Source organism: Metabacillus indicus, from assembly GCF_046603695.1.
GTDB lineage: Bacteria > Bacillota > Bacilli > Bacillales > Bacillaceae > Bacillus_P > Bacillus_P indicus.
Genome location: NZ_CP176757.1, coordinates 4,101,756 through 4,116,128 on the forward strand (window position 1 = coordinate 4,101,756; position 14,373 = coordinate 4,116,128).

A 14,373-nucleotide genomic window follows, 5' to 3' on the forward strand; every position below is an offset into this window, starting at 1 on the left:
TATAACGCGGACTTACCCGATATACAGGAACGTCCGCGTTTTTCTATTTATAATGATTGATAGGCCCCGCATCCATCACAACCTCAACCATATTGTCAGCGCCCATTCTAAGCATTGGTCTGTACTCTGAGTTCTGCAAGCTGTACAGCTCAAGCGGGCTGATGATCACGCCATCTGGGGTATTATGGAGAATTCCCGGCACGCACGTGTAAATCCGGTCGTTGTCATTGGCGTTTTTAGCGGAAATCGTAACGGAGGTTCCGCTATGGTTGTCGATGCTCATCGACACTTTGTATCTGTAGAAAGAACCTGTTCCGTTGGACTGGGCAGAGTAGACGACTGGCACGACGGCAAGGATGTCGTTTGTCAGCCTTAATTTAATGACCTCTTTCTTTGTTGAAAAGCTGTTGCGCCCGACATCTCCCATGTGCTCCACGGCTCCGCCTGCGAACTTCCTGAGCGGAGGGACCCCTTTAGCCCCGAACATTGCGACATCAACCTGCCTGCCGTCCTTCGTGTAAACGAGCGCATAGATATCATAATCCGTTCCGGTCTTCCAGGATACCGTAGCCGTAATTTCCGGCGTTTTTTCAATCATGATTGACTTCTGGCCCTTGTCGAGATTGATCTTGCCCTTTACCTTCTCAAGAACGATTTTTTTCTCAGGAGCAGGCGGCGCCTTTACAGGTTCTTTGACGGGCGGAGTTTGAACAGCTTTTGGAGGCGCAGTCTGCTCCTCCGGCTCCACTTCCACACCGAAATTCCTGCACAGACCTTCAAGGCCCGAATCAAATCCGCGCCAGATGGACTTCGCCTTCGTCTGGCCATTTCGCACATACAGCTCCAGCACCACAATCCCGTTTTCCTTTGAAAAACTGGAAGGCGTTAACTCAATCACCGTATCACCCGAGCGCACCTGTGCCTTTAGATTCCGCACATTCGCAAACCCCGTGTGGTTATCCTCTGTCAGTGTAATGGCGATCTTGCTGATTCCGGCAGGCGCTTTGCTCAAGTCAAACTGAAGGTTATGTATGACCGTATTCCCTGCATTTTCAGACGGCAGCAGAGTCGCAACACCGGCAGGACCATTCGGCTGATTATAAAAAATAATCCCGCTGTCCCCCTGCACTTGATCTGTATCTGTTAAAAGAAAGGCCGTTAACGAAATGTCGATTGTATTTGACCGGTCAAAACTCACTGTTACATAGCCTTTTGGAGAGCTTAATACCGTATTCCCGCCCATTTGAAGCATGGCATTCATTTATGACCACCCCTTGTTTCTATTCATCTATCACCACCGCAGAAAAAAGTCTTCTGCGTACAGCTTGCTTGTCTATTATTTCACTGTAAATTATACCATTTTATTGAAATGATGCGGGTGAAAATGACTAGATTACAAAAAAACAACCGCAATGCACCAGCTGCCGAAAAAGTTCCCATTAAACTTTTGTCCTATGTAAGGAGAGATTCCGCCAAACAATTACCAAACGTTTTATACCGTCCGCAAAGTGCATCTGTGTTATCATAATTAAATTGTTTATTGCGCAAGTTCATCTAAGAAGGAAGGTCATTATGAACACTACAGAATTGACTAAGCGCCACTGGCTGCTTATTTTAACATTATCCTTATTAACATTTGTTCTCGGAACAAGCGAATTTGTCATCGTCGGGATCCTAACCGACATTTCCTCGAGTCTTGGAATCACAAATTCGCAGGCAGGCACCCTTGTATCCGCCTTTGCGATCACGTTTGCCATAGCCACACCACTCGTCATGTCAGCAACAAGCCATTTTTCAAAGCGAAAATGGATGCTGTTATTAATCGGGGCGTTCATCATTCTGAATGCTTTGTGCATCATTTCATCAAGCTACCTCCTGCTCCTTGGTCTCCGCATGCTGACGGCCATTGTCACAGGGGTCCTGATATCGCTTGCCATGATGGTTGCCAGTGAAACGATGCCGGCAGCTAAACGCAGCCTTGCCATCTCCTTTGTATTTGGAGGCTTTACCCTTGCAAACGTAGTTGGCGTTCCACTGGGCACGCTGGTCGCCGGCTGGTTCAACTGGAATGCAACGTTTATGCTGACGGCGCTTCTCGGGGGAATCGCCTTTTTGGCTGCGTTCTTCGTCTTGCCTGATTTAAAGAAGCAAGCCCGAAGCTCGATGCGCGATCAATTCTCGTTATTAACGCACCCGAGAATTCTGATGGCCTTTTTCATCCCGTCTCTCGGATTTGGAGCAACGTATGCCGTCTTTACGTATCTCGTCCCAATCCTGAAGCAGATGGAAGCGCCAGGCGGCTCCATCAGCCTGATCCTGTTCGGCTACGGATTCATCTCGATTTTCAGCAACATCCTGGCAGGCAAAATCGCGAGTCGCAACGCCATCGGACGACTCAGATTTGTCTTTCTCATCCAGGCCCTTGTCCTGATCAGTCTATACTGGACGACCAATCAGTTCACGCTCGGTCTGATTAACATCGGCCTCATGTCCCTCATGGCCATCCTGTTAACAACATCCACCCAGCTTTACCTGATCGACCTTGCCGGCATCTACCAGCCAAAAGCAACAGGCCTCGCCGCCTCCCTCATGCCTGTCGCAAGCAACGTCGGCATCGCATTCGGCTCCGCGCTGGGCGGAATCGTTTACCATCAGGGAGACCTGATGAATGTAACGTGGGTAGGCGGAATCGTTGCCGTCGCCGCAAGTCTGCTGACGTTCCTGAGCTATCGGTTAGATCAAAAGCAAAAAGAAACAGTTATTAGAGAGAAAGTGCGGATCTCTTGATACAAATGCCTAAATAAGAATGGAGTACCAAAGAGCATTGAGTTGTTCTTTGGTACTCCTTTTTTAATAATTGAGCATGATTTTCACGCCCTGCTGCATAAGTTATAGGCCCTTTCCTTTTGCTTATTCATCCATCCTGAAGCAGTTTCGTATAAAAAAACGGTTTCCCCAGATATAATGGACTTGAAACACGTCTTCCCTTACATACGAATTCAATAGCTGAAAGGAGAGCGTTCAATGAAAGCATTTCAAGTAACAGGCTACGGCGGGATAGAGAGGCTGGAGCTCGCGGAAGTGCCTATTCCAGAGCCGAAGGACCATGAAGTACTGGTTCAGGTGAAAGCCTGTGCCATTAACAATACGGAAATCTGGATGAGAGAAGGGGCTTACGGAAGCGGAGCTAAATCAGGCTGGAAGGCGGAAGGTGTGGACTTTCCCCGGACACCCGGTTCTGATATAGCAGGCAGAATCGTAAAAGCGGGACAAGCGGTGGATGAGGCGATGATCGGAAAAGACGTTGTCCTCTTTCCTTTCACTTCCAGCGGGGAACCTGGTCTCGAGCATATTTCAGAAGATATGTCCTTCATTGGTTCTGAATACGATGGCGGCTATGCAGAATATGTGGTGTGGCCTGCGGCTCTTTGCTATGATATGCCCCTTTCTGATTATACGAAAAGTGCGGTCTTTTCCGTCAGCGGCTTAACGGCCTGGCATATGAATGAGCAAATCGGGGTTCAGCCAGGGGAAACCGTAATGGTCACGGGGGCAAACGGCGGAGTAGGCTCCTTAAACGTCCAAATCGCCTCCAGAGTATTCGGAGCCAAGGTCATCGCCATTGTCGGTGATCTGGCACTGGAAGAAAGAATGAAAGAATTGGGTGCCTCACATGTGCTTTCCTATAAGTCCGAAAAGCTTAGTGAAGAAATCAAAGAATTGAATGGCGGGCCGATTGATGCTGTCCTGGACGTTGTTGGAGATGCCCTGTTTTCCACCTCCCTGGAAGTTCTGAAGAATGGCGGGAAGTTCTGTACCTCAGGGTCTGCCGGCGGCCAAAAGACAGAGCTTGATCTCAGAACGCTCTACTTAAAACATATCACCCTATACGGCTCCGTCTTGGGGACCAAAGAGGAGTTCAGACGGATGCTCCGTGCAATCTCTGAAGGAAAAATCAAGCCGGTCATCGACCGTACGTTTCCTCTTGAGAAGGCAAAAGAAGCGCAGGTTTATTTTAAGAATTCCGGAAAAGCAGGAAAGATTGTGCTGCTCCCTGGGAATTGAAATACGATTATTCACAATAAAAGAAGTACCAAGAACTTTGAGTGTTCTTTGGTACTTCTTTTTTATCACTTAATTGATTTGGATCGAGGCAGATCTTCATTTCCCAATACATTTCCCATATAGTTTTTACCCCATTCGTACATGGAATCTAATATAGGCATTAGTGTTTCACCTTGTTCAGTCAGTGAATATTCCACTTTTGGGGGAACCACAGGATAGACCTCACGTTTTACTATAAGATCTTCCTCAAGCTCCCTAAGCTGATTCACTAACATTCTTTGGGTAATGCCGGGTATAAGAGATTTCAATTCACCAAAACGCTTCGTGCCTTCTTTCCCCAAGTGCCAAAGTATAAGCATTTTCCATTTACCTCCGATGACAGACAGAGTCAGTTCTTTCTCACAGTTAAATAATTTATCTTGTGTGCGGGACATGATGTGCACCTCCGTTAGTTGAATAATACACACTATAACACATAGTATACTTTTTAACACTATGTAATATTTTAATTACTATGTAAAAATAAAGTGCGTACTTTTAATTATATTGCATATTAGTTAAACTTACATCTACAGTCCTTATTCAAACAGAAAGAAGATAAGGACTCTTAACAAATCGTCACCAAAAAATCCAGTAGGAGTGATATACATGCAATTACAACTAGCATTAGACCTAGTGAATATCCAAGAAGCCATTCAGTTGGTTAAAGAAGTTGAGGAGCACATCGATATCGTAGAAATCGGAACTCCTGTCGTCATTAACGAGGGACTTCGCGCCGTAAAAGAAGTAAAAGAGGCATTTCCGCACTTAAAAGTACTGGCCGATTTAAAAATTATGGATGCGGCTGGCTATGAAGTGATGAAGGCTTCTGAAGCCGGTGCAGATATTGTGACTATTCTTGGCGCTGCAGAGGACATGTCCATTAAAGGTGCTGTAGATGAAGCGAAAAAACAAGGAAAAAAAATCCTAGTAGACATGATTGCTGTAAAAGATCTTGCCGAGCGCGCAAAACAAGTTGATGAATTAGGTGTTGACTACATTTGTGTTCACACTGGTTATGATCTTCAGGCAGTCGGGAAAAATTCCTTCGAAGATCTTCAAACCATTAAAAATGTCGTTAAACATGCAAAAACAGCCATTGCCGGCGGAATTAAGCTGGAAACATTGCCGGAAGTGATTAAGGCTCAGCCGGATCTTGTCATTGTAGGCGGGGGAATTACCGGTAAAGAAGATAAGAAAGCGGCAGCTGCCCAAATGCAAGAAATGGTGAAACAAGGTTTACAATAATGCAGACATCACGCTTTTTAGCCAAAATAATAGAAGAGCTCAGCCAATCCGTACACTTGATTTCTGATGAAGAAGCCGAAAAGCTTTTAAACGGCATACTTGGCTCGAGCAAGGTCTTTGTTGCCGGAGCCGGAAGATCCGGCTTCATGGCTAAATCCTTTGCCATGCGTATGATGCATATGGGCATAGATGCTTACGTCATAGGCGAAACAGTGACCCCTAATTTTGAAAAGGATGATATTTTAATTATTGGTTCTGGATCTGGGGAAACAAAAAGCTTAGTATCCCTTGCACAAAAAGCCACTGCCATTGGCGGAAAAATAGCCGCGGTTACCTTATTTCCAGACTCAACCATCGGCAAACTTGCCGATATAACCGTCACCTTGCCCGGCTCACCCAAGGATCGAACAGAATCAGAGTATAAAACCATACAGCCGATGGGCTCACTATACGAACAAACCCTTTTACTTTTTTATGATGCAATGATCTTGCGATTCATGGAGAAAAAGGGACTAGATACCGATAAAATGTATGGCAAACACGCTAATTTGGAATAGATGTGTTAACCTCTTAGGCAGAGATCACTATTTGTCTCTGCCTTATTTTTTAACTGGGAGTGAATTGTTATGGCTTCAATAAAAGGAAAAGCAGCATTAATTACAGGTGCAGGAAGAGGCATTGGGCGATCTACTGCCATCGCTTTGGCTAAAGAAGGCGTAAACCTCGGGCTGCTGGGACTAAACCCGGACAACCTTGAAAAAGTGAAAACCGAATTACAGGAATACGATATCAAGGTGTCAATCGCATCTGGTGACGTTGCCGACCTTGAATCCGTCACACAGGCTGTCGAGCACATCAAATCCGAGCTTGGATCCATCGACATTCTCATCAACAATGCAGGAATTGCTCAATTCGGCGGTTTTCTCGAGTTATCACCCGAAGAATGGGAAAAAATAATACGTGTAAATGTAATGGGCGTCTACAATGTAACGCGTGCTGTTCTCCCTGAAATGATCGAAAGAAAAACAGGCGATATCGTGAATATTTCATCCTCTGCCGGTCAAAAAGGAGCACCTGTCACCAGCGCCTACAGCGCGTCAAAATTCGCAGTATTAGGGTTGACTGAATCCTTAATGCTGGAAGTACGCAAACACAATATCCGTGTAACAGCACTAACTCCAAGCACAGTAGCCACCGATTTAGCCTATGATGCCAACCTGATCAATGGAGATCCGGAAAGGGTCATGCATCCAGAGGATCTGGCCGAACTCCTTGTTTCCGGATTAAAACTAAACCGCAGAGTATTCGTAAAAACAGCCGGGTTATGGTCGACGAATCCATAAAAGAAGTATATTAAATAAAGGATAGATGAACAGAGTTTTTCTGTTTTGATCTATCCTTTATCTATTTATCCTTCTATCATGCCAATGTCGCCTTGGATTTGAAACAACGTACGCCGCCTTTACGGATCTGTATTAATTCTGAAACTGATTCTTCTTCCTAAAAGATACGGCGCTTCAATCACTGTGTTCCTTATAATTCCCCATCTATACTCCGTTTGAATTTATAGCTGTTGAAATGCAGAATTTCCACGTTGACTTTCATCTCTGTGAGAGATTCCTGATCGAGATAAAAGGTTCGGTTTTTCTTTAATTGCTGAAACTGCTTCGGGTGCTTTCTGTACCATTTCTCTCCTGCATCCAGGATATCCAGCTTGTTTTCCACCCCTTCATTGTAAATAGATTCGACTTTTGCTTTGATATCTTCTTCTATCTGCTTTTTCAAACCGTTCATTGTCAGGTCCTTCTGTATTTTTTCCAGGAGATCCGCGCTGACGGAAATTTCTATAGAAAACTTCGGTTTATCTGCCGTTTCATCATACATAATTTCCATCTTCGGCTCTCCAAGCCTGACTGCCGCTGCAAGTTTTCCAGCCTTTTCAACCCTCCGGTCAACAGAAATTCCCTTTTCCGTCAGCCAATTAATGATGACCGCATGGTCTAGAGGAATGTCCGTTTTATATTCCTGGTGCTGAAACGTGGAAAACCCATTGAGATATAAGATTGGATAGTCTTGATTTGCCTTCCAGCTGCTTTCATCAATTTTGACAGACGGAATTTTTGCCGTTCCCATCGGCTCATAATAATCACGAAGGAAGTCCATCATCGTAATCGCCTTCAATTCATTCTGTGCCAATTGACTGATTTTCGCCTTAAACAGAACAGTGTAAATGGCAGGGTAGTTGAAAAGAGCCGGTATATTGAAAACATCCTCAATTTTCTCTTCTGTTGTAAATACTTTCATGGTCGGCCGCAGGGAACGGTTCCGTCCAATTTCCTCCAGTACTTCACCGGCCTTGCTTTGGATAAGACGGGTCGTTACCAGCAGCGTATTCACATGGCCGAAGTAAAGGGGCGGTTCAGATTTCCCGTAAAGCTTGCTTACGGCCATATTCAGCGTTTCTCCTCTTGATGAGGCGATAAAAATAGGAATTGGATCCACCGATTTTGCGCCCTCCTGCTTGGCGACATTGGCAAAATTCAGCCCCTGAAGATATACCACATATTCTTCCTCTGCCTCATCAAAGTCCATCCCAATTGCCACAATATAGGTAAGATCTTGGATGTTCTTTACGCCTGAACATCCTGTAAGGAATAAGACACAGAATAGAGTGAGTAGTTTCACCTTCCCCATTACGATTGGTCCCCCCTTGTAGGATCATTTGGACTGGTGGAGGTCGTTCGTGATTTATAAAATTGGATAGGTGCCTTAAAAAAAGCCTTAATGATCTCTTTCAAGCTGATAGGAGCCAGTGAACCGAAGTATGGTGTACCAAATGACGTCAGCGTTGAAAAATAGAATACGGTTAAAATGAACCCTAACACCACACCGAACAATCCCAGGAAGGTACTAAGGATGATGGCGCCGAATCTTACGATGGTGATGGCAGAACTAAGCGATTGATTTACCAAGGTGAAGGAGGCAATATAGGTGATGGCCGCAACGACCAGCATAGTCGGAGAGGTCAGGCCAGCCCTGATGGCAGCATCTCCTACAATTAAGCCCCCGAGAACGGCAACGGTTTGCCCGATTGCGCGGGGCAGGCGCACTCCCGCTTCATTAAACAGCTCAAAAAGAAAAAGAATAACAAACATTTCAATTGGTGCAGATAACGGCAGTCCGAACCTTGAGACAGAAATAGTTGCCACAAGAAGATAGGGAATCTGCTCAATGTTAAAAGCGGAGAACGCTATCCAGATGCTCGGCAAAAAGCCGGATACCGTGATCCCTATAACCCGGATAATTCTCTCCAATGACACATAGGCATAGTTGATGTATGTGTCTTCAGGAGATTTGGTCTGCAGCAGCAAATTAATCGGCGCATACGAGACTGTGGGGTTCCCATCAACCAGAATGGCAAATCTCCCCTGGTTCAAAATCTGTACGATAAAATCCGGCCTTCCTGTATAATCCATCGTTGGAAAGACGGAATATGGCGTATCCCTCACGGTGGATTCCAGTTCATGAATACTGGTCAAAAGATCTACCTCTACCCCATTCAATCTTTTACGAACTTCATCAAGAACTCTTGGATCAATGACATCATCCAGATACATGAGGACCACTTTTGTGTTGCTTCTTTTTCCAATTGTAAACTTTTCAAGGCAAAGGGATGTTGTATTAAGCCTTCTTCTAATCAGGGAGATATTCGTTCTGATATCCTCTACAAACCCATCCTTTGGCCCTCTGATGGATGTTTCCAGCGACGATTCCTCGGGCTGGCGCTTCGGGAAATCCCCTGCTTGAATGCTTAAAAGCCTCTCATTGATCAGAAACAGCACCTTGCCTTCAAAAATCAGCTGAGACAGCTCATCTGCCGACTGACAAGTCACATCCTCTGCCTGAAACAGCGACCTGATTGTCCTTTCGATTGTTCCTTCATGGACCTCTCCAAGCTTCGGCAGAATCGATTGATTCATAAAATTACTGTCGATCAGCGTATCCAGATAAATAAGTTCAAAGCTGCCGATTTCCGTTTCTTGCTTCTTCCAGACCAGATCCTGGCTTTTTGAGAAATTCCCCTTCAGACCCGCTGCTTTCTCAGCCGCACTTTCCTTACCCTGTAGAGTTGATCCTGGTGTCATTGCCATGCTTCCCATCCCTTTTTTTGATTACGAATATAAGTAGCGCTGATACTAGTATCTGGATTAAAAAGAATGCCATGCATGCCGGCAGAAAGTATTGATAAATGACTTGAGTAAAGGTATAGGTGTCAACATCGATCATAATGGCTAAAAATAACAGCAAATACATGATGATGACTAGTTTTGCATTCAGCCGGTAATGGTGTTTTTTCTTTGTAAAATAGGCACCAATCAAATACATAAACAAGCCAATGCGGATGACAGCCCCGCTCAGCCACTGATACAAAGCAAAAAAATCGAGATGGGAGATGAAGTCCCCAATTTTCAGGATACGCCACTGTTCATAGGCCGGATAGCGGAAGGTAACTGCTTCTGTCGGACCGAATTCCATAATGGCGGCGGTAAGAGGACCGAGAATCAAGCCAATCAAGATGATCAGAAGCACAAGAAGCTGATGAAACTTAATCCGTGCCTGGGAGAAGGGCTGCAGGAGGATGACAAGATAAATCTCAAGCAGACCTGCCAGTGTGTAGATTCCCCCTTTTAAAACAGGCTCATAGCCATCTGCAAGTAAAGGAAACAGGAGCTGCGGATCCTTTACGCTCGAATTTGTAATGGCTATAAAAATGCCAAAAAGCATCACAAGCGGCAGAAGAAAGCCGCTGGATATGGCCATTGCTCTTATCCCGGCCCAAGTAATGGCACAACAGACAATAATGAGGATGATATTAATCATCAGCAATGAGGCATCCGCAAGAAAATAAGCGTTCAGCCATATAACAAGATCTTTGAAGGTTAAATACGAACTGCAAAACAAAAAAAGAACGACTGGAAGCGATAAAAGAGCGGAAAAAACCTTCCCAAACCGATTCTGGACCATGCTGAAAAAACCTTCGTCCGGACAATTTTTAACAATGTAGTAAATAAGCCATAAAAAAAACAAAGCTACCGGGCAGCACAAAAGAACACTCAACCAGCTGTCCCTTCCTGAAGCGGTAAGCAAATTCGGGATGAGGATCACGTGATTAAGCAGGCCAGTGGATAAAATCAGGAGCGTAAACAGCTGTCTTGGTATAAGGATTTTCGTTAGACTTTGCATAGGCATCTCCATATGTACAGATTTACCTTTTTATGGTTGCCAGAGGGTTGGTTTATTATGTAAAAAAGAAGGACCAAGAACGTTGGGATGTTCTTGGTCCTTCTTTTATCATCGCTAAAACCATACATAAATGTCTTGTTTTAATTGGTTATAAAACCATAAGATGTCCTTACACCATACTGATTAGAAAACATATGCTAAACCTAAAAATGACAATAGGAGGGAAATGCTCACCATGTATGTAACAAACAGCCTTCCATTTTTTCATGGATATTATGCTCCCATCGGGACAGGTCATGCAAATCTTTATAGACAAATCGAAAATTACGGTGCTAAAGGAGCACTAAATGCAGCAACGCTGTCTTTTCCTCAAATGCTGACTTACGCACTTCAGGATGAATATCTGGCTCAAGCAAGATACAACAATATCCTAGGAATATTTGGATATATCCCTACATTTTCACGAATTAAAGAAGCAGAACTGAGACATATAAGCGCATTATTGCCACTCTTTGAACGCTATCAGGTACCTTTACCTGAAGATACATCACTGTCATTCGTGACAACGCCACAAAACATTAAAGCAGCCTATGCAGCCGGAGTTCAGGGGGAAATCGACAATATCGGCATGTACAACAGATTCTTGACGTTCAACATCCCAAATGATGCGAGAGTGGTATTTACTCAATTGAGAGATGCATCGCTTAATCATTTGGCTGCTTTTGAGAGAGGGGTTGGGAGGGGGTATTAAGGACCTTCATATTATCTTTAAGAGTTTATATATGAGCCTTCCATAGTCAGACTAAAAATCAACAAAGTTAAAACATCAAGAGAGTGCATTCTTCAGTAGAAGTACACTCTCTTGGTGTTGTCATTTCTAATTGTTACTCCTATTATTTATGATACGGTTCACTGCGATGAATCTATTTACGGTTTTTCACTCTGAATTTCCATCCATTTCTCCGCTTAATTTACTTTGTAAAAACATTGACTATATGGACTTTATCTTGTATTGCAGACTCTTCCAATATTACCTAAACTTAAATGAAGTTCTTGTTCCTTAGAACGGTAATTTTCCGCTGACTCCAATTATATTCTTACCAAAAACAACTACTACTGACTTTTCCCGTTCGAGACTGAATTCCCCATAGAGCCTTCACCATGTAAGGACACATAAAAAAACGAAAGGCATATGCCTTTCGTTTTTATAGATTGCTTTGTTTTGGTGTAACCAAAATTTTGATGTGTTTTTTATCATTAAGGTTTGTTTCAAAACCTTCTTCCACTAAATCATCTAATAGAATTTTTTTCGTGATTAATAAATCTAAATCCACGATGTTGCTTGCATAAATATCAATCACTTCTGGAAACTCCTCTGAGTAGCAAAATGAATTAGAAATCATTGCTTCACCCATTGTTAAGTCTAATGGAAATAAGCTGACTTCTTTCTCATATAACGCGACAATCATCAATTCTCCATTTTTAGCCAAACATTTCGTTGCAGCAGAGAATGTCGGTTGTACACCAGCAGCTTCAAATGCAACGTCTACTCCTCCTCCTGTTAATTCTTTGATGCTTTCAACTGCGTTTTCCTTCAGCGGATTAATCACGGTTGTTGCACCTAATTTTTTTGCCATTTCCAAACGGTCTTCTGCTACATCTATAACAATAATTTGGCTAGCTTTTTTAGCCTTTGCCATGATAACGAGTAAAAGTCCGATAGGACCTGCACCGAATACTGCCGCAGTTTTTCCTTCCGTTAATCTTGATTTATTAACAGCATGTAATGTTACGGCTCCAGGTTCTACCATAGCTGCATGCTCTAGAGATAAGGTATCAGGAATTTTTATACAGTTTTGTGCCTCGACTAATACTTTTTCAGCAAATGCACCGTTAGCTGTGAATCCTAGTAAACCATAACCATTTACACCCATTTTTGCACATAAATTACGTTGTCCAGCTTGACAATATTTGCACTCTCCACAAACATCTAAGTTAATACAAGCTACACGGTCGCCTACTTTAACATTTGTAACCCCTTCTCCCACTTCTGCTACCACACCAGAGAATTCGTGTCCCATAATTGTTCCAGGAACAGCGTTTAGGGGTCCTGCAACATACTCATGAATATCACTACCACAAATACCGATCCATTCCACATTCACAACGGCATGTCCTGATTTAACTGCAGGAGCAGACACCTCTTCAATTCTAAAGTCTTTTGCTTTATAAAATTTTGCAGCTTTCATAACACTAAATACCTCCTATTTAGAAATTTTCATTTTATCGACAGGTGAAATATCACCTTCATTATTGTGTAAGCGTTTATAATTTTAATCCAGTTAATATTGTGCAACAACCAACAGATTTTATCTATTTGTATAGTTTTAAACAAAAACTACGTATTTGTATAAAACTTTTTTGTTATAAATTCCTTTATATAACCTGACAATAGTATAAAACCTTTATATAATTTTAATCTTATAATTAAAAAATGAACTACTGAGGTAATTATTATGGATCGTCGTATAAAAAAAACAAAAGATGAAATTAAACGAGCATTGTTGGAAGCTTCCACTATTAAAGGAATCGACCATGTAACCGTACAAGATATTGTTGATCGTGCAGATATTAATCGAGCAACATTTTATTATCACTATAAGGATAAAAGAGATTTAGTAGAAAGGATTGAAAGCCAAACACTTGAAGGATTGATACAAAATATCCATATACCAAATGTTCCATTCAATTCATTTGCAGACATTATTTATCCTCCTATCCTTGCATCACTTGAACACGTTAAGAACTTTGAAGAGGTTTATAAAATTTTATTAAGTAATAATGGGATCTCAAATTTTCGTTGGAAAATGTTAGAAACCATAAAAATATCAGTAAGCGAAAGTTTTGAGCCCTTCCAAAAGAAAAATATTGAAATTATCAATGATAAATCATATTTGGTAAATTTCATTGCAGGGGCACACTTATCAGTGATCATTGATTGGGTTAATACTGGCTTAGAAAGTGAACCAAAAATATTAGCTAAACATATGGCCAGTATGCTAACAAATGGTGTGACAATAAAATTTTGCTAATTGCCTATTGGTCTCTTCAACATCCATATGCATTTTCTAAAAAATCAAATAGCCTGAGTCCCTTGTTAATTTTGGAATCAGGCTTAATGATTGTGTTTATAATAATTGCCACCACTTTTAATACAGCAATTGGAACTTGAATGGTTGTTTTTCCTTAGAAAAAACTTATTTACTTATGATACGGCTCCCCCCGATTAATCCGAAAAGCTCTATAAACCTGTTCCACCAAAATCAATCTCATCAACTGATGCGGAAACGTCATCTTCGAAAACGACAGGGTATCATTCGCTCTCTTCATGACCTCATCACTCAATCCCAAAGATCCGCCAATAACAAACGCCACTTTACTCTTTCCATATGTAGCAAGACGGTCCAGATCAGCTGCAAGCTCCTCGGATGATTTCATTTTCCCTTTAATCGCCAGCGCTATGACATGAGTGTCATCGGAAATTTTTGAAAGGAGGCGCTCGCCTTCTTTTTGTTTGACCATTTCCATTTCGGATTCGCTGAGGTTTTCGGGGGCTTTCTCGTCCGGGAGTTCGATGATATCGACTTTGGCGTAAGGTGTGAGACGTTTGAGGAATTCGTCGATTCCTTGTTTCAGGTATTTTTCTTTTAGCTTGCCGATTGTGCAAATTGTGATGTTCACAGGCTATCCCCACTTTGATTCAGATTACCAACAAAT

Annotated in this window: 13 protein-coding genes and 1 pseudogene; 7 read left to right on the forward strand and 7 right to left on the reverse strand. The window is 42.7% G+C overall.

Features of this window, described 5'->3' with window-relative positions; translation table 11 throughout:
• Positions 1–43: 43 nt before the first annotated feature.
• Complete coding sequence (locus ACK1LH_RS20795; RefSeq protein WP_411334230.1) at positions 44–1,261, reverse strand: TerD family protein; 1,218 nt, start codon at positions 1,259–1,261, stop codon at positions 44–46.
• A 311-nt stretch (positions 1,262–1,572) separates the two neighbouring features.
• Between ACK1LH_RS20795 and ACK1LH_RS20800 the strand changes: the two genes are divergently transcribed.
• Positions 1,573–2,787, forward strand: coding sequence for an MFS transporter (locus ACK1LH_RS20800; protein ID WP_411334231.1), 1,215 nt, complete (start codon positions 1,573–1,575; stop codon positions 2,785–2,787).
• A 237-nt stretch (positions 2,788–3,024) separates the two neighbouring features.
• Positions 3,025–4,065, forward strand: coding sequence for a zinc-binding dehydrogenase (locus tag ACK1LH_RS20805; protein ID WP_411334232.1), 1,041 nt, complete (start codon positions 3,025–3,027; stop codon positions 4,063–4,065).
• 65 nt (positions 4,066–4,130) lie between these two features.
• Here ACK1LH_RS20805 and ACK1LH_RS20810 read toward each other — a convergent pair whose 3' ends face one another.
• Positions 4,131–4,499 (reverse strand): winged helix-turn-helix transcriptional regulator, encoded by a 369-nt coding sequence (locus ACK1LH_RS20810; RefSeq protein WP_029566491.1) that lies wholly within the window; start codon positions 4,497–4,499, stop codon positions 4,131–4,133.
• A gap of 214 nt (positions 4,500–4,713) precedes the next feature.
• Between ACK1LH_RS20810 and hxlA the strand changes: the two genes are divergently transcribed.
• The 3 genes from hxlA to ACK1LH_RS20825 all read left to right on the forward strand — a co-directional run bounded on the left by hxlA (position 4,714) and on the right by ACK1LH_RS20825 (position 6,695).
• Positions 4,714–5,352 carry a 3-hexulose-6-phosphate synthase gene (gene hxlA, locus ACK1LH_RS20815; protein WP_029566490.1) on the forward strand — a complete coding sequence of 213 codons (639 nt, stop codon included), beginning with the start codon at positions 4,714–4,716 and terminating at the stop codon, positions 5,350–5,352.
• On the forward strand, positions 5,352–5,909 hold the full coding sequence (gene hxlB / locus ACK1LH_RS20820) for a 6-phospho-3-hexuloisomerase (protein WP_411334233.1): 558 nt from the start codon (positions 5,352–5,354) through the stop codon (positions 5,907–5,909). The genes hxlA and hxlB overlap by 1 nt, the downstream gene beginning before the upstream one ends.
• 69 nt (positions 5,910–5,978) lie before the next feature.
• Positions 5,979–6,695, forward strand: a complete 717-nt coding sequence (locus ACK1LH_RS20825; RefSeq protein ID WP_029282993.1) for a 3-ketoacyl-ACP reductase — start codon at positions 5,979–5,981, stop codon at positions 6,693–6,695.
• 190 nt (positions 6,696–6,885) lie between these two features.
• Here ACK1LH_RS20825 and ACK1LH_RS20830 read toward each other — a convergent pair whose 3' ends face one another.
• From ACK1LH_RS20830 to ACK1LH_RS20840, 3 genes are read right to left on the reverse strand one after another with little or no spacing between them, the layout of a single operon-like run.
• Complete coding sequence (locus ACK1LH_RS20830) at positions 6,886–8,046, reverse strand: Ger(x)C family spore germination protein (protein WP_411334234.1); 1,161 nt, start codon at positions 8,044–8,046, stop codon at positions 6,886–6,888.
• Positions 8,046–9,503, reverse strand: coding sequence for a spore germination protein (locus tag ACK1LH_RS20835; RefSeq protein WP_411334235.1), 1,458 nt, complete (start codon positions 9,501–9,503; stop codon positions 8,046–8,048). Before ACK1LH_RS20835 ends, ACK1LH_RS20830 begins: the two co-directional genes overlap by 1 nt.
• The gene (locus ACK1LH_RS20840) at positions 9,469–10,596 is read right to left on the reverse strand and encodes a GerAB/ArcD/ProY family transporter (RefSeq protein WP_411334236.1); all 1,128 of its coding nucleotides are present in this window, start codon (positions 10,594–10,596) and stop codon (positions 9,469–9,471) included. Before ACK1LH_RS20840 ends, ACK1LH_RS20835 begins: the two co-directional genes overlap by 35 nt.
• 310 nt (positions 10,597–10,906) lie before the next feature.
• On the opposite strand from ACK1LH_RS20840, the pseudogene ACK1LH_RS20845 reads away from it, so the two are divergent.
• Positions 10,907–11,347: pseudogene (locus ACK1LH_RS20845) on the forward strand (ferritin-like domain-containing protein); the annotation flags it as partial.
• A 454-nt stretch (positions 11,348–11,801) separates the two neighbouring features.
• Here ACK1LH_RS20845 and ACK1LH_RS20850 read toward each other — a convergent pair.
• Positions 11,802–12,845: a 2,3-butanediol dehydrogenase gene (locus ACK1LH_RS20850; protein ID WP_411334237.1), complete on the reverse strand. Its 1,044-nt coding sequence runs from the start codon at positions 12,843–12,845 to the stop codon at positions 11,802–11,804.
• Between the two features lie 267 nt (positions 12,846–13,112).
• Here ACK1LH_RS20850 and ACK1LH_RS20855 point away from each other — a divergent pair, with 267 nt between their 5' ends.
• Entirely contained in the window at positions 13,113–13,688 is a 576-nt protein-coding gene (locus ACK1LH_RS20855) for a TetR/AcrR family transcriptional regulator (RefSeq protein WP_411334238.1), read from the forward strand.
• 169 nt (positions 13,689–13,857) lie between these two features.
• On the opposite strand, the gene rlmH is transcribed toward ACK1LH_RS20855, so the two are convergent.
• A complete protein-coding gene (rlmH, locus tag ACK1LH_RS20860) occupies positions 13,858–14,337 on the reverse strand; it encodes a 23S rRNA (pseudouridine(1915)-N(3))-methyltransferase RlmH (protein ID WP_411334239.1) in 480 nt (159 codons plus the stop codon).
• Positions 14,338–14,373: the final 36 nt, after the last annotated feature.